This is a genomic window from Chitinophaga nivalis, assembly GCF_025989125.1.
GTDB lineage: Bacteria > Bacteroidota > Bacteroidia > Chitinophagales > Chitinophagaceae > Chitinophaga > Chitinophaga nivalis.
The window spans coordinates 1350817-1376727 of the sequence record NZ_JAPDNR010000001.1; the positions used below are offsets into that span (position 1 = coordinate 1350817).

24 protein-coding genes are annotated in these 25911 nt (G+C 46.1%); 13 read left to right on the forward strand and 11 right to left on the reverse strand.

Features of this window, described 5'->3' with window-relative positions; genetic code table 11:
- The first annotated feature begins 4 nt into the window (after positions 1–4).
- From OL444_RS05575 to OL444_RS05605, 7 genes are all read left to right on the forward strand, one after another.
- The gene (locus OL444_RS05575; RefSeq protein WP_264734218.1) at positions 5–751 is read left to right on the forward strand and encodes an MBL fold metallo-hydrolase; all 747 of its coding nucleotides are present in this window, start codon (positions 5–7) and stop codon (positions 749–751) included.
- 9 nt (positions 752–760) lie between these two features.
- Entirely contained in the window at positions 761–1630 is an 870-nt protein-coding gene (locus OL444_RS05580; protein WP_264734217.1) for a helix-turn-helix transcriptional regulator, read from the forward strand.
- 37 nt (positions 1631–1667) lie between these two features.
- On the forward strand, positions 1668–2015 hold the full coding sequence (locus OL444_RS05585) for a nuclear transport factor 2 family protein (protein ID WP_264734216.1): 348 nt from the start codon (positions 1668–1670) through the stop codon (positions 2013–2015).
- Between the two features lie 155 nt (positions 2016–2170).
- Positions 2171–4891, forward strand: coding sequence for a TonB-dependent receptor (locus tag OL444_RS05590; protein ID WP_264734215.1), 2721 nt, complete (start codon positions 2171–2173; stop codon positions 4889–4891).
- Between the two features lie 23 nt (positions 4892–4914).
- Complete coding sequence (locus OL444_RS05595) at positions 4915–6258, forward strand: DUF4876 domain-containing protein (protein WP_264734214.1); 1344 nt, start codon at positions 4915–4917, stop codon at positions 6256–6258.
- Between the two features lie 9 nt (positions 6259–6267).
- Entirely contained in the window at positions 6268–7824 is a 1557-nt protein-coding gene (locus tag OL444_RS05600) for a DUF6850 family outer membrane beta-barrel protein (RefSeq protein WP_264734213.1), read from the forward strand.
- 13 nt (positions 7825–7837) lie between these two features.
- Positions 7838–8965: a cytochrome-c peroxidase gene (locus OL444_RS05605; protein WP_264734212.1), complete on the forward strand. Its 1128-nt coding sequence runs from the start codon at positions 7838–7840 to the stop codon at positions 8963–8965.
- Positions 8966–8967: 2 nt separating this feature from the next.
- On the opposite strand, the gene OL444_RS05610 is transcribed toward OL444_RS05605, so the two are convergent.
- From OL444_RS05610 to OL444_RS05645, 8 genes are all read right to left on the reverse strand, one after another.
- On the reverse strand, positions 8968–9447 hold the full coding sequence (locus OL444_RS05610; protein WP_264734211.1) for a hypothetical protein: 480 nt from the start codon (positions 9445–9447) through the stop codon (positions 8968–8970).
- A gap of 36 nt (positions 9448–9483) precedes the next feature.
- Positions 9484–10200 carry a hypothetical protein gene (locus OL444_RS05615; RefSeq protein WP_264734210.1) on the reverse strand — a complete coding sequence of 239 codons (717 nt, stop codon included), beginning with the start codon at positions 10198–10200 and terminating at the stop codon, positions 9484–9486.
- A 106-nt stretch (positions 10201–10306) separates the two neighbouring features.
- A complete protein-coding gene (locus tag OL444_RS05620) occupies positions 10307–10858 on the reverse strand; it encodes an RNA polymerase sigma factor (protein ID WP_264734209.1) in 552 nt (183 codons plus the stop codon).
- Positions 10859–11047: 189 nt separating this feature from the next.
- Positions 11048–12013, reverse strand: a complete 966-nt coding sequence (locus OL444_RS05625) for a transketolase family protein (protein WP_264734208.1) — start codon at positions 12011–12013, stop codon at positions 11048–11050.
- 51 nt (positions 12014–12064) lie between these two features.
- On the reverse strand, positions 12065–13093 hold the full coding sequence (gene galE / locus OL444_RS05630; RefSeq protein ID WP_264734207.1) for a UDP-glucose 4-epimerase GalE: 1029 nt from the start codon (positions 13091–13093) through the stop codon (positions 12065–12067).
- 29 nt (positions 13094–13122) lie between these two features.
- Positions 13123–13995, reverse strand: a complete 873-nt coding sequence (gene rfbA, locus OL444_RS05635; RefSeq protein ID WP_264734206.1) for a glucose-1-phosphate thymidylyltransferase RfbA — start codon at positions 13993–13995, stop codon at positions 13123–13125.
- Positions 13996–14149: 154 nt separating this feature from the next.
- On the reverse strand, positions 14150–15151 hold the full coding sequence (locus OL444_RS05640) for an inorganic phosphate transporter (protein WP_264734205.1): 1002 nt from the start codon (positions 15149–15151) through the stop codon (positions 14150–14152).
- 41 nt (positions 15152–15192) lie between these two features.
- Positions 15193–15843, reverse strand: coding sequence for a DUF47 domain-containing protein (locus tag OL444_RS05645; RefSeq protein ID WP_264734204.1), 651 nt, complete (start codon positions 15841–15843; stop codon positions 15193–15195).
- 181 nt (positions 15844–16024) lie between these two features.
- Between OL444_RS05645 and OL444_RS05650 the strand changes: the two genes are divergently transcribed.
- The 4 genes from OL444_RS05650 (at position 16025) to OL444_RS05665 (ending at position 21949) form a co-directional block, all read left to right on the forward strand.
- A complete protein-coding gene (locus OL444_RS05650) occupies positions 16025–16855 on the forward strand; it encodes a UDP-2,3-diacylglucosamine diphosphatase (RefSeq protein WP_264734203.1) in 831 nt (276 codons plus the stop codon).
- A 171-nt stretch (positions 16856–17026) separates the two neighbouring features.
- The gene (locus OL444_RS05655; RefSeq protein WP_264734202.1) at positions 17027–17437 is read left to right on the forward strand and encodes a hypothetical protein; all 411 of its coding nucleotides are present in this window, start codon (positions 17027–17029) and stop codon (positions 17435–17437) included.
- 225 nt (positions 17438–17662) lie between these two features.
- Positions 17663–20452 carry a TonB-dependent receptor gene (locus OL444_RS05660; RefSeq protein WP_264734201.1) on the forward strand — a complete coding sequence of 930 codons (2790 nt, stop codon included), beginning with the start codon at positions 17663–17665 and terminating at the stop codon, positions 20450–20452.
- Between the two features lie 63 nt (positions 20453–20515).
- On the forward strand, positions 20516–21949 hold the full coding sequence (locus tag OL444_RS05665) for a beta-helix domain-containing protein (RefSeq protein ID WP_264734200.1): 1434 nt from the start codon (positions 20516–20518) through the stop codon (positions 21947–21949).
- Between the two features lie 117 nt (positions 21950–22066).
- Here the strand turns inward: OL444_RS05665 and OL444_RS05670 are convergent, their stop codons facing one another.
- The 3 genes from OL444_RS05670 to OL444_RS05680 form a co-directional block, all read right to left on the reverse strand.
- Positions 22067–22348, reverse strand: coding sequence for a YHS domain-containing protein (locus OL444_RS05670; protein ID WP_264734199.1), 282 nt, complete (start codon positions 22346–22348; stop codon positions 22067–22069).
- 24 nt (positions 22349–22372) lie between these two features.
- A complete protein-coding gene (locus tag OL444_RS05675) occupies positions 22373–22597 on the reverse strand; it encodes a hypothetical protein (RefSeq protein ID WP_264734198.1) in 225 nt (74 codons plus the stop codon).
- 137 nt (positions 22598–22734) lie between these two features.
- Complete coding sequence (locus OL444_RS05680; protein ID WP_264734197.1) at positions 22735–24792, reverse strand: M13 family metallopeptidase; 2058 nt, start codon at positions 24790–24792, stop codon at positions 22735–22737.
- Between the two features lie 228 nt (positions 24793–25020).
- Here OL444_RS05680 and OL444_RS05685 point away from each other — a divergent pair, with 228 nt between their 5' ends.
- Both OL444_RS05685 and OL444_RS05690 read left to right on the forward strand, forming a co-directional pair.
- A complete protein-coding gene (locus OL444_RS05685; protein ID WP_264734196.1) occupies positions 25021–25452 on the forward strand; it encodes a hypothetical protein in 432 nt (143 codons plus the stop codon).
- 14 nt (positions 25453–25466) lie between these two features.
- On the forward strand, positions 25467–25895 hold the full coding sequence (locus OL444_RS05690) for a group III truncated hemoglobin (RefSeq protein WP_264734195.1): 429 nt from the start codon (positions 25467–25469) through the stop codon (positions 25893–25895).
- The last annotated feature ends 16 nt before the right edge of the window (positions 25896–25911 follow it).

Sequence of the window (25911 nt, forward strand, 5' to 3'; positions counted from 1 at the left end):
CATCATGGCACGTATTATTCCATTATCAGAAGGGTCATTTACCGTAGACGGGACCAAACAATTCATTCCTTTCAAACCAGGAACAGACAGCATGCAGGATCGTCCGCATGGCTCGTTACTGGTAGAAATACAGCCGTTTCTGGTCATCACCGACCGGGACTATATTTTGCTGGATACCGGTCTGGGTTTCCGTAACCCGGACGGCGTATTACAGATTCACCAACACCTGATAGACCATGGTATTAATCCCATGGAAATCACCAAGGTGCTGATGAGCCATCTGCATAAAGATCACTCCGGCGGTGTATCGGCGGAAGACCCGATCACCCGCGAACGCACCCTCACTTTTCCCAACGCTACCTATTATGTGAATAATGAGGAAATGCTGTATGCCATGGAGCATGCCGGTAAATCCTATCACGCAGAAGATATTGTATTATTACAGCAACGGGATAATGTCATCTTCACTACCGGCAACGGTACGATCGACGGCTATATTCATTACGAACTGACCGGCGGCCACTGCCCTTATCACCAGGTATTCCTGATTGATGACGGAGAAGATAAAGTATTCTTCGGTGGAGACGTAGCCCCCCAGATATCCCAGATGAAGAGCCGCTTTGCCGCCAAATACGACTATGATGGCAAACGCAGTATGGAGCTGCGCCAGGAATTCATGGAACGCGGTAAGGAAGCCGGCTGGACATTCCTCTTCTACCATGATACCAAAACACCGTTTACACAATTCTGATTGTAAACCATGTATACCCGGTACGATAACTGGTCGCTGCCCGGACAACACCAGGTAACCACCTGGCAGGAGCAGCACCACAGCTGGGCAGCGTATAGCCGTTACCTGCAGGCTGCCGCACATCAGTTATATGTACCTCAAACCATCCTGAACCTGGTGGTGCGGGGTGAAAAACGGATGTACGATGGCAACAAGGTACATCACCTGCGGGCCGGCGACGTATTCCTGATACCCGCCGGCTCGCTGATTTGTTCTGAAATTCTCTGCCCGCAACAACATTACAGCAGCATCAATCTGGTCATACCAGACAACATCGCGGCCTATGGCCCGCCACGCAACTACGATGACAATGCCGCCGGCGTAAAAGCAGCGCTGATACTACCCGCCCGCCAGGAATGGCATCCGTTTACCCGCTCCCTGCTGCAACACTTCCGGGATGCCGGCGCCTCCGCTCCCGATCATCCTGCCGTTATTACACAATTGTGGAAATTAATGATGCACAGTCCTGCTGGTGCACATGTGGGCGCCATGCTGGCTAAAAACAGCCGGTATCCCCTGCCCCAGGTCATGGAAACACTCAGCTCCTGCCTGCCGGAAGTGCGGTTGCTGGAAGAAGTAGCGGCTATGGGCCATATGAGTACGGCCACCCTGAAACGCCGTTTCAGAAAGGTATACAACTGCAGCCCGATGCACTGGATATGGGAAAAAAGATTGCAGCTGGCAGGTTTTCTGTTACGTACCACAGAGATGACGGTGCCGGAAATAGCCTACAGTACCGGATTTGAAGATATAACCCACTTTTACCGCCTGTTCCGGAAAAGTTTTCTGTTAACACCCCTGCAATGGCGGAAAAGCGAAAGTGATCTTTTCAGCAAATAACTGCTCCTGGCAAACGGCTATTTTGCAGTAAAAAAAAATGGAAAATCTGACTGCCTTTGGCCAGGCCTGGCTCGACGCCTGGAACAGCCACCAACTCGATGACATTTTATCGCACTACGCCGATGACGTGGTATTCTACTCCCCTTTTATTCAACAGGTGAATAATGACCCTTCCGGTTGTATTCATGGTAAAACAGCCTTGCGGGCCTATTTCAGCCGGGCCCTCACGGTATATCCGGAGCTGCATTTTGAGTTGTATCATATCCTGGAAGGGGTAAGCTCTGTGGTATTGTATTATAAAAGTGTAGGCAACCGGCTGAGTGCAGAAATGATGGTGCTCAATGCAGCCGGTGAAATCCAGGAAGTACGGGCGCATTACAAATAGCCCGCTTTTATTCCCTATTCCGTAAATCTTTTTCCCGAATCGAAAAACCGCCCGGTCTGGCCTTCCTTACTTTTGTATTCTCCTGACAATGATACAGGAGTGTTACTATCCTATGCAAATTTACCTGTGATTTCTGGTAAGTTTATTATTGTGTTTTGAAGTATAGACTGTACGTATTCTTATTATTGTTATTTCCTGTATTAGGTAGCGCCCAACAAAGAGAACAATGGCTGCAGGGGAAGGTGGTAGATCTGCGGGGCAGACCTATTGCTTTTGCTACGGTAGCCTTGCCGGATCTGGAGCAGGTCACCTATACCAATGCTGCCGGTGGTTTTCACCTGCGGGTGGACAGTATATATGCAAAAACGGTATCCCTGCGGATTACTTATGTAGGGAAAAAATCAATCGACACCACTGTAGCCGTATCACAGCCGGCGCCGCTTTTCTTTATGATGCAGGAGCTGAGTTTGTCGCTCAGTATGTTGCAGGTAACTGCTACGCGGAAAAATAATACCAATTCCAACTCTTCTATTGTATACGACCGGGAGGCCATTGAACAAATCCAAGCTTATAGCCTGGCCGACGTGTTACGTACGTTGCCGGGTAAAACCATGGCGCCACCCGACTTACAATATAAACAACAGATTACCCTCCGGAGTGAAAGTACCGACCAGTTTGCCCGCAACAACTCATTGGGGGTAGCCATTATTGTAGATGGGGTACGTCGTTCCAATGATGGTAATATGCAGAGCCGCAGTGCCAGCCAGTGGGGTATGGGCGGTTCCTTGTTAACCAACCACAAAGACCCTTTTGCAGGTAACCCGAGTTATGATGTGGCTTTCAGCGGCATCGACCTGCGCGATATTCCGGCTGATAACATTGAAAGCATTGAAGTGATATCCGGTGTAGCTGCTGCCAAATACGGCGAGATCACGGATGGCGCCATCATTGTAAACCGGCAGGCGGGTAAAACAGATTACCGGTACAGCATGCGCTTCAACGGCAGTTCCGTCAATACTTCCCTTTCTAAAGGTTATAGCCTGGGACCTAAGCTGGGCGCATTAAACGTCAATGTCAATTACTTGTACAGCAACCAGGACCCACGCGATAAAATGAAAATATTCAGCCGGGTGACTGCTGGTCTGATGTGGACCACCTACCTGGCCAAAGGCATTAAAAATACGTTCTCCCTGGACTACGGCACCAAGATCGATAATGCCAAACAGGACCCGGATGATAATGCACAGGAGCGTACCTATTCCAAAGACCGTCGTATTGCGTTCAGCAACCGGATGGCAGTGGAAGTGAATCAACCGTGGCTGAAAAACATTTCCTTCACCATGAGCTATGACCGCTCGTATCAGGAGTCTTACCGGCAACTTTACCTGAATGGCGCTCCTAAAGCAATGGCAGATAAAGATACCACCGGTATTTATGAAGGCTATTATATACCCGGTAATTACCTGGCGCTGGATCATATTATAGGCCGCCCGTCCAGCTTTAGCGGTAGCCTGCAGCTGTCTAATGAATGGATGACCGGACGTATCCGGCATGGCGTAAGTGCCGGGGTGAATGTGAATGTTACCGGCAATAATGGAAAAGGGATTGTTATTGATCCTACCCGTCCCCGTTTTGTCAATCAGGGATATAAAAATGAACGGCCGTATGACTTTAACCTGTTACCAAGTCTTATTAACTACGGATTCTATGCAGAAGATAACATGCTGATACCCCTGCTGGGAAAAGAATTGCGGGTACAGGCCGGGATGCGGTATGATTTACAGAATGGATTCGCGTCCTTACAACCCCGTATCAATGCGTCTTATCAGCTGGATAAGCACTGGCGCGTGAATATGGCGTATGGTATTGCTTCCAAGTCACCTACCATGGCGCACCGTTATCCGGCGCCGGTATATTATGATATTCCATTGGTAAATGCCTATGCGGGAGATGTGAGAGAAAGTATGTACCTCGTATATACCCGGAAGGAAATACCGGACAACCGTAATATGAAGCCGGCAAAATCGGCGCAGGTAGAAGCGGGTGTGAGCTACAGCAAGCATGGGTTTAGCTCTTCCGTTTTTGTATACTTTAAGAACAATACAGATGGATTTGGAGAGCAGTCTTTATTTTCTCCGGAGACATTACCGGTATATGATTATCAGCGGATACCCGGGCAGAAACCTGTGTATTTCCCGACAAATAAAAGCAGAACATACCTGAATCTGTCGCGGATACAACTCACGAATAACCTGTCTGACCGTACTTTTGGGGCAGAGTGGTTTATTTCCACCCCGAAGATTAAAGCCATACTCACCAGCTTTAACCTGAGTACTTCCTATAGTTCCGGTACCTACAGAAAAGAAGGTACGTTGATGGTAGCCGCCAGCGAGAGTAGCATCGACCAGGGGAAAAAAGCCTGGTTTGGTATTTATGATAATGACAGTAACAAGAGCTGGTCATTGACCACCAAGCTATCTGCAGATACCCATATTCCGCAGCTGGGCTTCCTGATCACGCTTTCTGCAGATATATACTGGCAGAATGCGAAAGACTTTACCAATGGTAGTAATTATCCACATGCTTATGTAGATGCTACCGGTACCATTTTCCCGATTGCCCATTTTGATCCGGCTAATCCGGATTATGGTCACCTGACCCGCCGCACCGGGTCTGATAACCGGCAACGGTTACCTTTTGTATATAGCAACATGTCGTTACGGGTAGCCAAGGAAATCCGGCAAAAGATCCGCTTTTCCGTGTATGCCTATAACTTCCTGAACCTGCAGCCCAAACATTATTTTGAAGATAGCCGCATCCTGAGAGTATATAATAGCCCGGTGAATGTAGGGGCTGAGATGTCCATCAAATTTTAATACTATTTAAAACAAAAGAAGATATGAGATTGCTACAATTATTTTTACTGGCAGGTATCGTAGGCCTGGTAGCTTCCTGTAAAAAAGATCAGGGTGCTGATGTACAGCCGGTATCATTACAGGTACAGGTACAATATGATGCAGAAACGCAGCCTTATGGTTTTGAAGTAGCCAATGCAAAGGTGAAGATTGTAAATGTAAGTAACCGGGAAGAATATACCGGCGTTGCCAATGCGGCCGGGGTAGTTGTTTTTAACAGCTTGTATCCGGGCTCCTATGATATTGTGGCTACGCAGGAAATAGCTGCTGCGGTTTATAAAGAAAAAACCGGTATCGCTGTAGAAAACAGTGTAACCTTTAACGTGAGTCTGACCAGTCAGCGGCTGGTTGCGGATCTGAAAGTAGATCTGCAGCTGAAAGCAGCCCGTGTAGGGGATTGGATGATTAAACAGGTGTATTATGCCGGCTCTGATACCAAAAAAGGTGCAGTACAGCGGGATCAGTTCATTGAGCTGTATAACAATTCCAATAAAGTATTATATGCAGATAGTCTGTATTTTGGCCTGGTGGAAGGGGTGAACACTCCCCTGGCGACGCTGGATCAAACCAAAGGTTTCTATCTGCCTTCCGGTCAGTGGAACTGGCTGAAGTCTATTGGGATGAGTGATGCCGGTGCCAATACCAATTATGTATACATGGCTTCTGTGTATCGGGTGCCCAGCAATGCTGCTGGTAACCGTTTCCCGGTGCAGCCGGGTGCCAGCTTTATCATTGCGCAAACAGCCCTGAACCATAAAACACCTTTTGTAGATATCAACGGCAAACCTTACAGTGTACAGGATCCTTCCCTGACGGTAGACCTGAGCCAGGCAGACCTGGAAATTTACCTGGGTAATCAGCCGGGTATCAATCCGCTGGCTACCGACCTGGATATGCCGGCGCCTAATGCGGATGTGATAGACCGGGGTGGTCACCGTGATTTTGTGATCGACAACAATGGCCGCGATGGCGTGGTGATTTTCAGAACGGCAGAAACTCATGTTAGCTGGAAAAAATACCCTTCCCCGGACGAGAAAACAGTAACGGCCGAAACCCGTAAATTCAATCAGATTCCGGTTTCCTGGGTGATTGACGGGATTGGATTGCAGCAAGCGGTACCCAGCAAAAAAATGCCTAAACGTATGATCGATGCCGTAGACGCCAGCGAGACCTTTGTACCTGCCGGTAGTTATTCTTCCCAGTCGCTCATCCGCAAAACAGCGAAGGTGGTGAATGGCCGCAGAACGCTGCAGGATACCAACAACTCCGCCAATGATTTCGGATTTCTGGATAGAGCGGATGCCTCCAAAAAAGCATTTAAAGATTAGTGAAAGCGCATGAATAGTGTGATCAGGAAAATATTAGTATTGTTATTACTGGCGCCGGCAGCAGTTTCCGCTCAAAACGGGGATGCTGCCGATTCCCTGTTTTTATACCGGCAGTCTGTCCGGCAACTGGATTTTATTTCAGGGAATATGACGCAACTAACGGCGTCGGATATACGTCAGGCAGCAGAAATAGGTTTACGGGTAGAAAATATCAGTGGAGGCTTACGTCCCGTACAGGTGGCCCAAACGACCACAATTGCCTCGTTGTATACGCAGGGAGTACGTACCCTCGGCCGTTTCCGGCTGCAGGGTAATTTTGCTTTCAGCCGCAACTGGGAAGATAGCCTGCAATGGAATATGCGGGGAGACGGAATAGATGATGGCACACCGTATTATTATGCCACCCCTAAAGCAGGCGTATTTGAACGTGCCAACTATAATATTGGCGGTATCGTAGCGTATAGCCTTATCCGTGAGAAGCTGTATATAGGTACCGACCTGAATTATTATTATAATACGGCCACCGGATCAGTAGATCCGCGGCCTGCAGTCAATGAGTTCCGGTTACAGGCCCGCCCGGGTATTACCTGGCGCAGCGCCCGTCATACGGTAGGTGTAGCTGCATTAATAGGTTATGGCGACGAACGCACGCAAGTGGCCTACAAAAATGGCATGTTTGAAACAGGATCCTTTTATCCGGATCGTATTAATTACATGGTACAGGGATATGCCGGTATCCAGCAAATGAAAGAAGCTTTCAAAAGAGAAAAGGAATATTCCGGTATTGGCGGCTATTATGCCGGGCAGTGGAAAGATTGGACGATAAAAGCGAACCTCGATTATACTGTTACGCATATCACTAACCTGTTTAACCGGCCGGGCTCCGCAACCGATACCCTTTTTGCTACTTATCAGCAAGATAAAACCGTTTTTTCCCTGTTGCTGCAACAACAAAAAAGGAACAGTTCCCGGCAGGTATATGCCGGTATGACACAGGATAATGGTAAAGACCGTAATACCACGTTGAATGGTAGCAGCTACCGGTTTCATCACCGGAATGTATATGCCGGTTATGAACACCTGTGGCGAAAAGAAAGCCGTTGGCAACCGGAGCTGGGCTTCCTGCTGACGTATGATAATACACAGCGTAAAGATGTAACCAGATCGCATATCACGAACTATAGCTACGTGTTGCCGCAATTACATGCGGGGGTATATACCCATAACAGGTATCACGACCGCTTTGCAGTACATATCTGGCCATCGGTACAATTGCCGTTAGACAATAAGTTAACCGCACCGGACCCGACATTGGAATCGTCCCCGAGGCCATTTACACAGGGCGTAGTGTATCCTGATTATTATTATGCCGGTAGTACGCTGGCAGCAGTGCGGGCTAATTTTACCTATATTACCGGCAGGTTGCTGAAGCAGTTTAATACCGGTGTTACAGCGGGTGTACAGTATACCAAAGCGCTGCAGGTGCCCGATCATCCTTTGATGAATGACCGGTTGGTGAATGGCCATCGTTTGGGAGTTTCGTGTAGTTTTAATCTCTATTTCTGATAATATGAAGCATGTGGGAAAAGCAGTTGCCGTGGTGTCGGCAGCGGTGATTATATTTTCATTTAAGGAAACGCCCGCAGGCAGTTCCGGTAGCTACCTGGATTCCCTGCGTACGTTCTATGAAAGACCGGTAGGAGAATGGCCCAAACCAACCATTGATAACGGTGTCGCCTATACGGAAATGGGCATCCTGCCGGACGCGCCTGTTTCAGAAAATAATGATTCCCTGAAAGGTGTGGTACAGCTGGGAAAGACATTGTTTTTTGATCCGCGTTTATCCGGCTCCAACCAGATTTCCTGTTCCAGCTGTCACGCGCCGGATATGCACTGGACAGATGGCCGGAGAGTATCCATCGGGCACGACCATGCTTCCAATACCCGCAACGCCCCTACCCTGAATAATGTGTGGGTATTCAAAAAACTTTTCTGGGATGGCCGTGCGGCCAGTTTGGAAGAACAGGCATTAGGACCTATTGGTTCTATGATAGAAATGCACCAGGAAATTGCTACCCTGCCGGCAGAATTGAAGGAAATAAAAGGGTATGCCGTATTGTTCAAAAAAGCTTTTGGTGATCCGCAGATATCGCAGGAGAGAATAACCCGGGCATTGGCTGTGTATCAGCAAACCCTGGTAAGCCGGAAAAGTGATTTTGATTATTTCCTGGCGGGAGATAAAAAACGCCTGAATGATCAGCAGATACTGGGATTACATGTTTTCCGGACCAAGGCGCGTTGCATGAATTGCCATTATGGACCGTTGTTTACAGATGGTGATTTTCACAACCTGGGACTTACCTATTATGGCCGGAAGTATGAAGATCTGGGGATGTATAATATCACCAAAAGAGCGGCGGATGTAGGCAAGTTCAAGACGCCGGGTTTACGGGATGTTATGCGTACCCGCCCCTGGTTTCACAATGGTTTGTTTGATAATATGGAAGGGGTATTGAATTTATACAATGCCGGTATGGCGCAGCCCAAACCCCGGCCGGGTCAGGAGCAGGATACCTTGTTCCCGAAAACGGATCCATTGATAAAAAAACTGGGCCTGAATAAAGAAGAGCGGGATGCGGTCATTGCTTTTCTGGAGTCTATTACTACTTCGCCATGGCGGGTCACAGCGCCTCCTATGCCGCAATAGGTTTAGTATTGTTTTCTGGTATCAGTGCCGGGGCTCATCCCTGGCCTGATCCGGTTGAGCCGTTGATTTCTGAGATGGTTTAGCATGATACTGCGGAATTCCCGTTCGCTTTTAAATACCATACCTGCTTTTCTGCCAGGTAGTACCCGTTGAAATTCGCTGGTGTAGCGGGAGCGGATATCCAGCATTTTCTTCTCGTAGTCGAGTTCCTTATCCATATTGGTCCGGGCAATATTGTCTGCATCCGGCCCGGAAATTTTTTCCTGTTGTTTTCGCTGGTGCCGTTCTGCGATCAGGAGTTCTACTTCACGGGTATAATTATCGTATACCGGCCAGAATTTTTGGGCTTCCTCTGCAGTGAGGTCCAGCTTCTGCGCCAGATATTTGATCTGAATGGCTTTAATTTTTTCTTTTGCTTCATCGGCAGCCACTGTTTGTTGTTGTGCGCTGCTGGTACGTGAGGCAGTACACAAAACTAACAAGGCAATCCATATAATGCGATAACGTTTCATCTATGATTACTGATGAGGTAACACCTCTTTTGGTAAATCGGATTGTTGCAGGTATGTTTCTATAGCTTCCAGCGGCACATCTTCATGCAGTGGATGAGACAATAATGGAGCTATACCAGTATTTGCTATTGTAGTAAAAATAGCTTCATTATCAAAAGCGTCTGTATGCGTTTGCAGGTAATTAACGATTTCCTGGTCACTGACTGTTTCGAGCTGTTTTTCAATACTGTTGGTGTGCTCATGTTCCAGAAACAGGAGTGTACTGGTACCTGCAAATATGCTTAAACAGGCTGCTGCTGCCCATTTTATCCAGCCATTCCGTTTCCGGTGGTGTACCCGGAGTGTGGGTGAGGCTGCATGGAGTGGAACCGGTAATGTCTCAAAATATCCTTCCGGTATGGAAAAAGGTGTCTGGCGTGATAAGGTAGCCAGGAAAGGTGATAGTTCGGTCAGTTCTGCTGCTGGTGTTGCTTCCAGTGTACGAACGCGTTGCAGTACTGTTGCCGGTAAAGCATCAAAGTAACCGGCAGGTGTGGTAAACAGCTGTGGCGTGACAGGAGGTAATGCAGATGCCGGGCTTTCCTGAGAACGGATTTGTGTGATAACCGTTTCAGGGAAATGCTCAAAATAGCCCACCGGCGCAGTATATGGAGTATATGCTGGCCAATGTACATCCGGTATTATCCGGCGCAATTCATTTGCTATGTCCTCTCGTTTGTTCATACACTGTTTTTTAGACAGTAACAGGATTTAATAGTTTAATGAGATTTTAATCTTTTAATAAAAATCTTTAAAAACAGATTAAAATGATCAGCTATTAACACGTGGTTTAGCTATTACGGATAAATTCTTCTATTTTTTTTACAGCGTGATGATAGGATGCTTTAAGTGCTCCTTCTGAGGTATCCAGTACCCGGCTCATTTCTTCGTATGGCATTTCATCGTAATAACGAAGGTTAAAAACGATGCGTTGTTTATCCGGTAATGCCAGGATGGCCTGTTGTAATTTCCATTCCAGTTTATTCGCATCGAATAAAGCATCTGCCTTTAATTTATTATTGAGACCTGACGCTACATCAGAGAGGGAGACTGCCTGCTTCCGTTTTTGTTGTTCCAGGAATGTCAGGCATTCGTTGGTAGCTATTTTATACAGCCAGGTAAAGAGTTGGGCATCTTCCCGAAAATTTTCCAGGTTTTTCCACACTTTGATGAATACGTTCTGGAGTACATCATTGGCATCTTCATGGTCAATTACCAACCTGCGGATGTGCCAGTACAGGCGTTCCTGGTACTTTCGGATAATCAATGTAAATCCCTTTTCCCTGGTCTCCGGGAGATGAAATAATGCCAGTAAAGCTTTATCGTCCTGTGAAACGGCCATAGGTTAAATGGTTCTTGACAGGTTTTTATGGAAATGAAATTAGGTAAAAACCCCCTGTTATGACTGCTTGTTTGGGAGAAGGTTTAATGGGGAGACAGATAGGGAGTGGGAGAGCAACATGGAAGCGAACGGACCGGCCGTTACGGGGCAGATGGTTTCGCTTCCATGGCTTTATGGGTAAAGTGATGATCAGGCTTTCTTTTTGCGCTGAATGGCTTTCTCTGCTGCTGCTACGATATGATCTGTATCAAGACCGTATTTTTTCAGCAGTTCTTTGGGTGTACCACTTTCACCGAAGGTATCATTGGTACCTACATATTCAATAGGCACGGGTACGTGACGGGCTGCTACCTGTGCGATGCTGTCGCCCAGGCCACCCAGTACGTTATGTTCTTCAGCAGTCACAGCACAACCGGTTTTGGTCAGGGAAGCAATTACTGCTGCTTCGTCCAGTGGTTTAATGGTGTGTATGTTGATGATTTCAACGCTGTAGCCTCTTTCTTCCAGTACTTTACCGGCTTCAATGGCAATCCACACGAGGTGACCACAGGCAAACAGGGTGATGTCAGTACCTTCATGAAGGATCTGTGCTTTACCCAGTTCGAATTTTTGGTCTTCCGGTGTGAAATTAGGCCATTTCGGACGGCCGAAGCGGAGGTATACCGGGCCTTCATGGTCTGCAATAGCAATGGTGGCAGCTTTGGTCTGGTTAAAGTCGCAAGGAACTACCACTGCCATGCCAGGCAGCATTTTCATCATACCGATATCTTCCAGTATCTGGTGAGTAGCGCCATCTTCACCCAGGGTCAGACCTGCGTGGGAAGCGCATATTTTCACATTCTTATTGGAGTAGGCAATAGACTGACGGATCTGGTCATATACCCTTCCGGTAGAAAAGTTGGCGAAAGTAGTGGTGTACGGAATTTTACCGCCGATGGTTAAACCGGCTGCAACCCCCATCATATTAGCTTCAGCAATACCTACCTGTACAAAACGGTCCGGAAACTCTTTAATAAAAGCCTGCAGTTTCATAGAACCCAGCAAATCTGCTGTGAGTGCTACTACATTAGGATTTCTACGGCCAGCTTCCAATATGCCCTCTCCAAACCCTGCACGGGTTTCTTTTTCATTGAGTGGTTGAATATCTTTTACCATAGTGGTTAATTTAAAATTGAAGCGTAAAAGTAACTATTTAAAGTGACGATTCTAGTTGCTCAGTACCTTATTACGAAGGCTCACCTCCCACTGCCACGCCGTGCGCATACAATCTTCAATACCGATTTGAGGCTCCCATCCCAGTTTTTCTTTGGCGCGGGTGTTATTGGCATAAATAGCAATCACGTCACCGTCGCGGCGTGGCCCTAAGGTATAGTTTACTTTTACACCGGATATTTTTTCAAATGCCTTAATCGCTTCCAGCACGGTTACGCCGTTACCGGTGCCCAGATTGAATACTTCGCAGTTCTGGTCATTGCGGTTTTCTATCAGGTATTGTAAAGCTTTGGTATGTGCATTGGCGATATCGGTTACATGGATGTAATCGCGTACGCAGGAACCATCACGGGTATCATAATCGGCCCCGAAAACGGTCAGTGAAGGAATTTTTCCGATTGCAGTCTGCGTGATCACCGGTACCAGGTTATCTGGTCGGCCCAGTGGCAGTTCTCCAATCAGTGCGGAAGGGTGTGCGCCTACCGGGTTGAAGTAACGCAGCAGTATGGATTGGGTATCGTTTACCCTGCTGTAATCTTCAATAATCTGCTCGCCCATTTGTTTGGTGCGGGCATACGGTGACTGGGCTTCGCCCAGCGGTGTTTCTTCCACTACCGGTAAGGCTTTGGTATTACCATATACAGAGCAGGAAGAAGAGAATACAAAGTTGGGAACATTAAATTCTTTGATGCATTTCAGCACATTGATCAATGATGTCAGGTTGTTGTGAAAATACATCAGTGGATCAGCTACTGATTCGGGAACGGTTTTCAGTGCAGCGAAGTGGATAACTCCCACAATGTCCCTGTTTTCATGAAAAACCGCATGGGTATCTTCCAGGTTACAAAGGTCTACTTTGTAATTACGGATCTTTTTCCCGGTTATCTTTTCAACACCATCCAATAGCTGAGTGCTGCTTCTGATGTTGCTGTCAACAGACACGACATCAAAGCCATGATTGATTAGATCTACAATAGTATGCGCGCCAATATAGCCACAACCACCGGTAACAAGAACCTTCATGATATTTCAGATTTACGATTTTTTATATGTCAGATCAATTTTTGCTGCAGCACAGTTTCCAGATAGTCTCCGTAGCCGCTTTTCAGCAAAGGTTTGGCTAATTCTTTCAGTTGTGCGGCACTGATAAATTTCTTACGGTATGCTATTTCCTCGATACAAGCCACTTTGATACCCTGTCGTTGTTCGATGACCTGTACAAACTGCGATGCCTGCATCAGGGAGTCGAATGTGCCGGTATCCAGCCATGCTGTTCCGCGTGGTAAGATAGAAACTTTTAATTTTCCGCGGCGCAAATATTCTTTGTTTACGTCGGTGATTTCATATTCACCGCGTGGGCTGGGTTCCAGATTTTTGGCGATTTCCACCACGCTGTTGTCGTAGAAATACAAGCCTGGTACCGCAAAGTTGGATTTAGGCTGTGTGGGTTTCTCTTCAATTGAAAGCACGGTATTATCGTCTGCAAACTCCACTACTCCATATCTTTCCGGGTCGGATACCTGGTAGGCATATACGATACCGCCATCAGGTGCGGTATTGTTGGCCAGCTGGGTCCCTAAACCGGCACCGTAAAATATATTATCTCCCAGCACCAGGGCTACACTATCTTTTCCTATGAATTTTTCACCAATCACAAAAGCCTGTGCCAGCCCGTTGGGCAGTGGTTGTTCCGCATAGCTGAGTTGCAGGCCTAATTGGCTGCCATCTCCAAACAGTCGTTGAAAAGCAGGCAGGTCATGTGGCGTGGAAATGATCAGGATCTCTCTTATCCCTGCCAGCATCAGCGTAGACAGCGGATAATAGATCATGGGCTTATCATACACCGGCATGATTTGTTTGCTGATCGCATACGTAATGGGGTGTAATCGGGTGCCGGAGCCACCGGCGAGGATAATTCCTTTCATTTTTCCTGTGATCACTTTTAATAGGTCACCAATTTGTTTTTCAATATAAACCGCACAAAAATAGGGCATCTGGGATAGCGGCCCTATTTTTTATAAAAAAAAAGCTCCCCGTGTAGCACGGAGAGCTGTTAAATGATGTCAGTATATCTTATTATCAGATAAAGAGGCTCACGATGAAGTAAGTGATCGCTGCCAGCAGTCCGCTGATAGGAATGGTTAATACCCATGCCCATAATAGGCTTACGGTTACACCCCAGCGTACGGCAGACAACCTTTTCGTAGCACCCACACCCATGATGGCACCGGTAATTACGTGCGTGGTACTGGCCGGGATACCCAGGTGTTCGGTGAGGAACAGGGTAACGGCACCGGAGGTTTCCGCTGCCACACCTTCCAGCGGTGTTACTTTGGTGATACGGGTACCCATTGTTTTAACGATCTTCCAGCCGCCGCTCATTGTACCTAATGCGATACAGGTAAAGCAGGCCAGCGGAATCCAGTCGGGCATCGCCTTGATGTTGGGAATATGACCGGCTGCTACCATGGCTGCAGAGATGATACCCATTACTTTCTGGGCATCGTTACTGCCGTGGCCAAGGCTCAGTGCAGCGGAAGATGCCAGCTGCAGGCGTTTGAACCAGCTTTCTGCCCGGTAGGGGTTGGCTTTGCGGCATACATTCACAATAATGAGTGTGATGATGAAAGCAACCACCATCCCGATCAGCGGGGCCAGTACAATGAAGTATACGGTAGGTAATACTTTATGATAGTTAATAACATCCAGTGAACCGGAAGCTGTTACAGCCGCTCCGATAAACCCACCAATCAGGGTATGGGAAGAACTGGACGGAATACCCAGCCACCAGGTAAAGAGGTTCCAGGAAATAGCCGCTACCAGACCGCACAGGATTACCTTCAGGGTAATGAACTGCTCGAATACGGAGTTGGCTACGGAGTTGGCAACTTTAAATTCTCCCACTACATATTTGGCAATGAAAAAAGCGGCAAAGTTAAAAACAGCGGCCCACAGTACTGCCTGAAAGGGCGTAAGTACTTTGGTGGAAACGATGGTGGCAATGGAGTTGGCGGCATCATGAAACCCGTTGATATAGTCAAAGATGAACGCCAGTATGATGATGATTACAAGTAAAGTCATGATTCCAGGAGAATTACGTGTTCTAAACAGATTCCCCTTTATCAGGAGTATTTGATAATAATGGTTTCAATCACATTGGCGCAGTCTTCGCACTTATCAGTAGCGATTTCCAGTGCCTGGTAGATCTCCCGCATTTTAATCAGTTCCGCTGCATTCTGTTCGGTATCAAACAGGTCAGCGATTGCTCTGTCATAGATATCATCTGCGTGGTTTTCCAGGCTGTTGATTTTTACACAGGCATCTGTAATCACCCGCATGTTCTGCATGTTGCGCAGTTCCGGAATAGCTTTGTGGAGTTCCATTACACCCAGGAGAATCAGCTCAGCCAGCTTGCGGATGCTGTCGTTGATGTAGTGAACTTTGTAGAGATCCATCCTCTTAGCGGAGCCATGGATATAATCAGCTACGTCATCCAGGGTAGCAGCCAGGTAGTGAATGTCTTCGCGGTCAAAAGGCGTGATGAAGTTCTGGCCTAATTCTACAAATATACGGTGGGTATAGTCGTCATTTTTGTGTTCCAGCCTCTCTATCAGATGCACTTTATCTTTTCTTACAGCCAGATCAGTAGTGGCGACCAGTTCGTTCAGAACAGTTGCCATTTCTACAAGATTGGAAGCCACATCTTCAAACAAAGAATAAAATACCCGGTCTTTCGGCATGAATAATTTTACAAAGGAATTGAAGCCTCCCATACGTTTGAGTTTAGAAATTTGCCGCAAAAATAGCCTTCTGAATCTATCGGAGCCAGTAAAAAACGCGAATTAATAATTCCTTAACACTGGATTAATATAAAAGTAATATAGCGATTTTTCCTTTGTATTGAAAATAATAATCATGAAACAGGAACCTACATCCTGTATATACTAGCAATTGATGTCTGAAAAACGCCCATTAGATATAGTCGTGATCTCCGATATACACCTGGGGATTTACGGCTGTCACGCAAAAGAACTGATTCAATACCTGGACAGTATCAATCCCCGGATAATGGTATTGAACGGGGATATTATTGATATCTGGCAATTCAGTAAACGTTATTTCCCCAAAGCCCACACCAAGGTAATCAGGAAAATATTGAAGATGATCGGTAAAGGTACAGAGGTGTATTACCTGACCGGTAACCATGATGAAGCCCTGCGTAAATACGCCGGCTTCGAACTGGGCAACTTCATGATCGATAACAAGCTGGTACTGGAAGTAGATGGCAAACGCCATTGGTTCTTCCACGGCGATGTGTACGACGTAACCATGAAAAACTCCAAATGGCTCGCCAAGCTGGGTGGAAAAGGCTACGACCTCCTCATTATCCTGAACCGCCTCGTCAATCACCTCCTGGAAGGGTTGGGAAGAGAAAAGATGTCTTTTTCCAAAAAAGTGAAACAAGGCGTGAAGTCTGCCGTGAAATTTATTTCCGATTTTGAACAAACCGTGGCGGAAATAGCCGTGGATAAAGGATTTGATGTGGTATGCTGTGGTCATATCCATCAACCCCTGATCAAGGAAATGCAGGTGGGCGATAAAACCGTTACCTATCTCAATTCCGGCGATTGGGTAGAAAGCCTTACCTCCCTGGAATATACCAACCAGCAATGGGCCCTGTACCAACACCCTGTGACGAAAACCAAAATAGTACTGGCTGAAGACGAAGACGATGCTTCCCTCGATTGGGACCCTACCCGCATTATTACCTTCCCTGCACCCTGATAACTCCTGATTTAATACCTTCCGGCAGAGGTATGTAATTTTAGTTTAATATTATTTTCACAAAATCATAACAAGTGCTTAATATTAAATTAAAGGTAGACTGCTAAGTTTGCTGGATAAATAATGAAGTGTGACCATATTGACACATTTGGAAATGAAGACTAGTATCCGATGAAAATTTTGAAGTTACATCCATTGATGACAATTTCCTTGTTGCAAATGCAGGTACAACGGTTGTTGTTTTGCAATGTAGCCGTTTATGTACGCAACTCACTCGCCAATACCTTCGATACCCTGAAGGAAGCTGGCTTTGAGGAAGACACGCTGGTGGAATTCCCTATTGATGAAACCATGAGCCTGCGCGAATTTGAAGAAGAAGTGGAAGAACGCTTCAACTTCACCCTGGAACTTTGCAATAAGGACCATAAACCGTTTATGAATAAAAGCCAGCACCTTTTCCAGCTTGCCGGTATGCGACCTGTCAGAAATGAAGACCGCAATCCTCAGCTGGACATCTCCCTGGATATGCTGATCAACAACCGCCAGCTGCCACCCCAGAATATGTGGCAAACCGGTTCCTGATCAACACCCACTGCTTTTTATTCACCCTTTACTGCTATCCTTTCGCCTATGTCCGTACGCTAACCAATTTTCGTATAGTCATCCCAGTTAACAATTCAATAAAGATTTTTTAACAATTAACATTCTGGTAATACTGTGGTAACACTGCGGTAATTCCGTGCTGATAGTTTTGCACCCAACATTAAAACGGAATTAAAACCGTATTAACGCAAAATCAGATTGTACGTGAAACGCAACCTACCAGCACAACTTTGGGTATTAGTATTATTATTGATCGGAAATGCAGCACTCGCAGGAGATCCATCTAAAATAACAGGTAAAGTAACAGATAAAAAATCAGGAGAGCCACTCATCGGGTTAACTGTCATGATCACCGGAGCCGGTAAAGGCGCCGTAACCGATGTCGAAGGCCGTTATACTTTATCCGTACAACCAGGCAGCTACACCCTGGAATTCAAATTCATGGGCTATCAGACCAAGTCTGTAGCAGAGGTAATTGTAACTACCGGTAAACCTACCTACCTCGATATCGTCATGGAAGAACGCAGCTCCAAAAGCCTGAAAGAAGTAGTGATTTCAGGTACTGCCAAACAAGAAACCATCAACTCGCTCCTCACCCTCCAAAAAAATACAAACACTGTAGCACAGGTAGTTTCCGCTGAAGCCATCCGTAAATCTCCGGATAGAAATACCGGCGAAGTACTGAAAAGAGTATCCGGCGCTTCCATGCAGGACGGTAAATACCTGGTGGTACGCGGACTTGCAGACAGATACAACCAGGCTACCGTTAACGGTGCCTTATTATCCAGCACGGAACCAGACCGGAAATCATTTTCCTTCGACCTGTTCCCCTCCAATATCGTAGAAAATATTGTGATCAATAAAGCTGCTGTTCCTGAATTACCCGGCGAATTTGCCGGTGGTCTGGTACAGGTAAATACTAAAGATATTCCTTCCGAAAACTTCCTGACAGTGATGGCGGGTACTGGTTTCAATACCCAGTCTGCCGGAAAGGATTTTTATACCTACAAAGGTGGTAACAGAGACTGGCTCGGTTATGACGACGGTACCAGAGCGCTGCCTGCCGGCTTCCCCGGTTCTAAAACAGCATACGACGCTTTAAGTACAGAACAGAAACTGGCTGCCTCCAAATCATTCCCCAACATCTGGGAAACTACTACGAAAAGTGCCCCGCTGAACTCCAACTTTCAGCTGGCCGGCGGTATCAATAAAGGCAAAGAAGGCCGTCGCTTTGGTGCGGTATTCTCTTTAAGCTACAACCGCAATAACCGTAATAATGATACGTACCGTTCGGACTTTGATAACGATGGTACCAGGATCTATAACTATTATGATAAAAAATCCACGCAGAATGTATTGTGGGGTGGACTGGCGAACCTGTCTTATCAGTTCGGAAAAAATAAACTCAGTTTTAAAAACCTGTACAGTGTAAACTCTACTGTTTCCACTACGGTACGTACCGGTGATGATATTCCTGCAGAAGCTGATGTACGATCCTACGAGCTGGGCTTTAACAGCAATAAAATTTATACGTCTCAGTTAACCGGTGATCATTTCTGGGAAAAAGCAAAAGTGAAAATCAAATGGAATGGTAGCTATACCAACATGCGCCAGGATGTACCGGATCTGCGCAGACTGAGCTACAACAGTGCATCCGGAAAGAATGACTTTTATGCTAACATCTCTTCCGGCGGTTCTGCTACCATCACAGGTTCCGGCCGTTTCTTTTCCAAACTGAACGACAATATTTATGGCGGAAGCGTTGATATGAGCCGTTTTGTGAAAATCGGTAACCAGCAGCAACAAATTAAACTGGGCTACCTGATTCAAAGCAAAGACCGTGATTTTGCACCACGTGCACTAGGTTATACCTTATTTGATGCCAGTGATCCATATGCCCGTGAGCTTATTCGTTTAACACCGGACAAACTGTTTTCACAGGAAAATTTCACTCCACGTTTATTACGTCTGGATGAAATCACCAACGAACCAGATGCTTATCGCGCCAACGCATTGCTGAATGCCGGCTACTTACAGTTCGACAACAGCATCCGTGATAAATGGCGTATTGTATGGGGGGTGCGTGTAGAAAATTTTGATCAGACGATTAAGTATAAACAGAACGGAGAGAAAAACAATAAAACCACGGTAACAGATGTAATGCCATCCGTGAATCTGGCTTACCTGTTGAATGCAAAAACAAATATCCGTTTAAGTGCATCACAAACCGTAATCAGACCAGAGTTCCGTGAGCAGGCGCCTTTTGCCTTCTACAACTTCGATCTGATGGCTACCGAATCCGGTAACACCAATCTGAAAAGAAGTAAGGTAACCAACCTGGATCTGCGCTATGAACTGTATCCACGTTCCGGTGAAGTATTTACGGTAGGTGCTTTCTACAAATATTTTGAATCACCGATTGAAAGATTCTATAACAGCGGCGCCGGTTCTGTAGGATTAACCTACCTGAATGCACCGAAAGCCAGCAGCGCCGGAGCAGAAGTGGAATTCAGAAAGAACCTGGATTTCCTGAGCAGCCGCAACGCCGGATTCTGGCATTGTTTCACAGTGTTCTCCAACATTTCCTATATCTACAACAAAGTATCGTTTGAAAAGGAAAAAGTGTTGAAGTCACGTCCTATGCAGGGGCAGTCACCTTACGTGATTAACGCAGGGCTGCAATTTGAGAAAGAATCCACCGGTACTGTAGCGAATGTATTATTTAACCGTATCGGCAGAAGAATATTTATTGTGGGTAATGATACAGAACCGGATGTATACGAAGCACCGCGTTCACTGCTCGATTTCATGGTGTCTCAACGCATCTTCCGCAAAGGAGAAATCAAACTCACGGTAAGCGATATACTCAATCAGTCTGCTAACTTTTATCAGGATATCAACGATAATGGAAAATATGACAAAAACAGTGATTTCCTGAGAATAAGCACTAAAACCGGCACCAACGTAAACCTGTCCTTCTCTTATAAATTTTAGTCTCGTAATTAGTTAATATTCAGCTAACAATTAAGTTTAAAAATTGCACTCAATCCATCTGACATGAAAAAAATTTTGTTTCCTTTAATGTTTTTGTCTGTAGTGATCGCATCTTGCAGCAAGAGTGATGATAACGGTAACACTACGCCTACGCCGAATCCCAATGGTAACACTACGACTGACATGACAAAAGCAACAGTTGAAAGAACTACCAACAACAGCGAGTACCAGGAAGCTCCTGCTACACTGCCTAAACTGATTACTTCAAACACTGTACTGAAAAAAGGCAAAGTTTACATTCTGGCAGAATTTACCTTTGTACTGAACGGTGCTACTATTAAAATAGAGCCAGGTGTTACGATTAAAGGATTAAAATCCGGTAAGGGTACACTGATCATTACCAGAAATGGTAAAATTGATGCACAGGGTACTGCTGCTGAACCAATCGTATTTACTTCCAACGAGGCTACACCGAACAGTGGTGACTGGGGTGGTGTGATCCTGCTGGGTAATGCACTCACCAACGGTGTTAAAGATGGTATCGCCGGTTTACAGGCTATCGAAGGTGGTGTGAATGAAACCGCTACCGGATATGGCTTACACGGTGGTAAAAAATCGGATGATAACTCCGGTATCATGAAGTATGTACGTATTGAATACCCAGGTATTGCTTTCGCTACCAATGATGAGATCAATGGTCTGACTTTCGGTAGTGTTGGTTCCGGTACTACAATTGATTATGTACAGGTAAGTCACTCCGGTGATGATTCCTTTGAGTGGTTTGGTGGTAGCGTAAACTGTAAACACCTCATCGCTTACCGTGGTACAGATGATGATTTCGATACTGATAACGGTTTCTCCGGAAAAATCCAGTTTGGTATTTCCCTGCGTGATGCCGCCATCGCAGACTTCGGACCAAGTGGTGCTTCCAACGGTTTTGAATCTGACAACGATGCGGATGGTTCTGAAAAAACACCACAGACTTCTGCGGTATTCAGCAACATGACCATCGTAGGACCACTGGTAAACGCAGCAAAACCTGCTGATCCATTTAAAAGAGGTGCACACATCAGAAGAAACAGCAGCCTCTCTGTATTCAACTCTGTATTTATCGGATGGCCTGTAGGCTTGTTCATTGACGGAACGGGTTCAGAAAGCCTGGCAGCTTCTACTGCACTGCAATATAAAAACAACGTAATCGCTGGTTGCCCAACTGTTATTACACCAGGTAAAAATGAAAATTTCAATTTGCTGACCTGGTTGAATACTGCTGTATTTGCTAACAGAATACTGGTGAATTCCAACGAAGCACTGCTGACCAACACGGGTTATACTACTTTTGATCCAACTCCTGCTACTGGTTCTCCGTTACTGACCGGTGCTGACTTCACCAAAGATAAACTGAGTGGCGGTGCATTTACCACTACTACTTACGTAGGTGCTGCAGCTGCAGGTGATACCTGGTTCAAAGGCTGGACTAAATTCGCCAACAAATAGTTTTTTAACGTAGATTTCATAAGCTGTATTTACACCGTCCCGGATTTTTCCGGGACGGCTTTTTTTTGTAGATACAGGTTATAACGTTAAAGTATAAACGAAAGCGAAACGGGATATTTAGTGCTTCAGTTTAGCCATGAATTTTTCCGGCGCCTTGCTGAATACATCCTTACAGGTAACGGAGCAGAAATGAAGGGTGTCGCCGTGAAATACCATAGACTCTTTATAGCTGGTGTCGTAAGGCATGCCACATACCGGGTCCGGGAATTTGTCGCTGACAGCAGCAACTGCCTGCGTGGTGTCTGCGGCTGGCGCTTCCTGAGATGCAGCCGGCTTTCCGGTCTGGCCACAGGCAAATAACAGTACAGCTCCCGCTGCGAGGAATATATGTTTCATCATGAATGGTTTTTATAATACGGGTAATTACAGGGCGGTCTCCTGTTTGATGCGCATCACGACAATGCGGTAATAGACTTTCAGGCTCATCCCCAGGATGTATCCGCAGATAATGCCCATACATACCATGGTGCCCGCAAAGGTTTTGGCAAAATGCAGGAGTTGCGGCAGATAAGAAGATAATGCTATCAGCAGCGCCAGTATCAATATATTCCTTAATTCTTTCTGGTATTGTTTAAACAACTGTCCCATAAAATATATTTTTTATTGAATATGATTAATATAAAAAGCGCTGTAAAAGTATGAAATGAAGGTGTTAAAAAAGCCGGCCCGGAAATTCATCATTTCCAGGCCGGCTTTTTTTATTTATCAGGGATGATTACCCGTTATTACCAGATAACGATTTTGGCAGAATCAGGCAGTACCATCTTGCTGCCAGGAGCACAACCCCAGGCGGCTTCAAACTCTTTCAGGTGAGGCAGCGGACCGTTGATACGGAATCTTGCCGGAGAGTGTGGATCTGTCTGGATCTGATTGCGCAGACCGGCGTCGGTAATGCTACCGTGCCAAACCTGTGCCCAGCCCAGGAAGAAACGCTGCTGCCAGGTGAATCCATCAATAGGTTTAGGTTCGCCTTTACCTTCGAAAGATTTAACCAGTGCATAGTATGCCAGGGTTAAACCACCCAGATCGGCAATGTTTTCACCGATAGTGAGGGCACCATTGATTTTAAAGCCAGGAGCTGCTTCAATGCTGCTGAAGTAATCGATATAGCGTTTAGCCAGTTTCTCGAAGTTGTCGCGGTCAGACTTAGTCCACCAGTTTTTCAGGTTACCGTCTGCATCGAACTGAGAACCCTGATCATCAAAACCATGAGAGAATTCGTGACCGATTACTGCGATGATACCACCGTAGTTGATCGCGTCATCCGCATTGGCATTGTAGAAAGGAGGCTGGAGGATACCTGCAGGGAATACTACTTCGTTGTTCAACGGGTTGTAGTAAGCATTCACTGTCTGAGGTGTCATACCCCATTCGCTTTTATCAACCGGTTTGCCAATTTTTTCAACATTTTCTTTGTGGTGATATAAGCTGGCAGCAACGGCGTTTTCCAGCAGTTTGCCTTTATCGATGGTAATGGAAGAATAATCTTTCCATTTATCAGGATACCCGATTTTATAGGTAAAGGAAGCCAGTTTTTTATGTGCCATTTGTTTGGTAGAATCGCTCATCCAGGAGAGTTTATCGATTCTTTCGCCATAAACTTTACGCACGTTTTCGATCATCTCGGAAACTTTCTGTTTGCTGCTTTCCGGGAAGTATTTCTTTGCGAACAGTTTGCCCAGTGGCATACCCAGTTGATTATCGGTAGAGCGGATCGCACGTTCAATACGGGTTTTCTGCACTTTTTTACCGGTCATTACGGTACCGAAGAAATGGAAATTTTCTGATTCAAAGGCTTTCGGGAGATAAGGAGCAGCAGTGCTCAGCAGTTGGAACCTGGTGAAGGTTTTCAGGGTTTCCAGTGGCGTACTTTTTACCAGTTTGCTGGCATTGGTCAGGTATGCTTTGTTCTGGAGTACGAGGGTATCGGTTTTGATATCCTGTTTTTGCGTAAAGGCATCCCAATCGAAGTCCGGCGCCAGTTTTTTCAGTTCGCCGTAAGCAGCCCTGTTGTAGTTTTTAACCGGGTCGCGCAGCTCTACATTGGATAACTGGAGTTTCGCCAGTTTGGTTTCGAAGTCGAGGATGGTTTTACCGGGATTGGCATCCTGGAAACCTGCCAGACTAAACATTTTATCAACGTGGGTGACAAATTCGCTGCGTACATTTTTGGTAGCAGAATCTTGTCTTTCATAATAGCTTTTTTCGCCGAGGCTCAGTCCATCCTGGCCCTGGTACAGCACATTCATTTTGCTGTCTTTGGCATCTGCGTCTGCACCAAATCCGGTGAAGCTGGATACGCCAATCTTCTGGAGTTCGCCTGTTACGCTTGCCCAGTCAGCGAGGGTTTTAATCCCGTTGATCTTGTCGAGGTAAGGTTGCAGGGGCGTAATACCGCGTTGCTCAATAGTCGCAGTATCGAGGTAAGAAGTGTAGTAGTCTGCGATTTGTTGCTCTTCTGTACCGCTTTTCAGGTCTTTTTTGCTGGTGATTTCAGCAATGATGCCTTTCAGGCGTACTTCCTTGTTTTCTTTATCCAGGATACCAAAAGCGCCCCAGCGGCTTTCTGTGGAAGGAACGGGATTGTTTTTCCGCCAGTTACCGTTTACATAATTATCGAAGTCATCGCACGCTTTGAAGCTGGAGTCGATGTCGGCCAGGTTAAATGCCGGAACTTTGGTTGAATCCGCAGCCTGTTGTTGCGGGGAGTTGTTGGAATTGCACGCTGCAAAGGTGATCATGGCAGCCAGCAACGGTAGTTTTACCGCATTTGTTTTATCCATATTTAAAACAGGTTTAGTATTTAAAGTTATGGAAAACAGGTCAGCTTATGTTAACCCTTTTTTATGAGCGGCAACCGGTGGTGCAAATTCTGTATAGTTGTGGTATCGAATCTCTAAATAATTAGGTAGGTTTGTAGCCTATAAAACACGCGTTGAATGAATTTCAGGTTTAAATTGTACAGGATAACTACGGCAATTACGTTAATAGTATCAGGCTTTTTTGCATTTATGGGCCTTTCTACGGTATTGTTTATCGGGGCCAACACCGTTTTGCTCTTGTCATTTATGAGTTGGGGCGCTTGTTTTATTCATAGTGTACTGTCGTTATACCTGCAGCGGAGCTTACTGATGCCGGACATGCCGCTGAAAGAAAACACGCCGGGCGGGATCCGGATTATGGGTACCATTGTCATGGCATTTGCCCTGGTAATGCTGTTTGGTGGCCTCGCCTGTGTAGCCGCTACGCCGGAAATGATTGCGGAAGCTGCGAAGGAAATGCCAACAGATCAGCAGACGATCATCCAGGGGCCGATCATCAAAACCATCGGTGTCATTTGCTTGCTGACAGGGATATTACTGATATTGAATGCGACCCTTTCTTTCCGCTTTCTGCGCCAATGGCAGCAAAACAAGGAAGGCAGGGACCAGGACCAGCACTAAAATAAAGCACAGCTATGGTACAGCGGGAGATTGCCAACAGGGAAGATGTGATCCTGTTAGTGGATAGTTTTTATGAAAAAGTACAACAAGATAACCTCATCGGGTTTATTTTTAATGACATTGCCCGGGTAGACTGGTCGCACCACCTGCCCATTATGTATAACTTCTGGGAAAGCCTGTTGCTGGACAGCCACAACTATGGCCGCAATGCCATGGAACCTCATTTCCGGCTGAATAAGCTGATACCATTGGAGCCGGCCTTTTTTGACCGTTGGCTGGAATTATTTGAAGCAACGGTACATGAATTGTTTACCGGTACTAAGGCGTCCTTAGCGATTACCCGCGCCCGATCCATCAAAGGTATCATGGCGCTGAAAATGGACCGGATCAATCATCCGGCAGCCAGCAATAACGGCGACATTCCTGTAGTGCCGGGCAAATAACGAATAATTAAAGCAT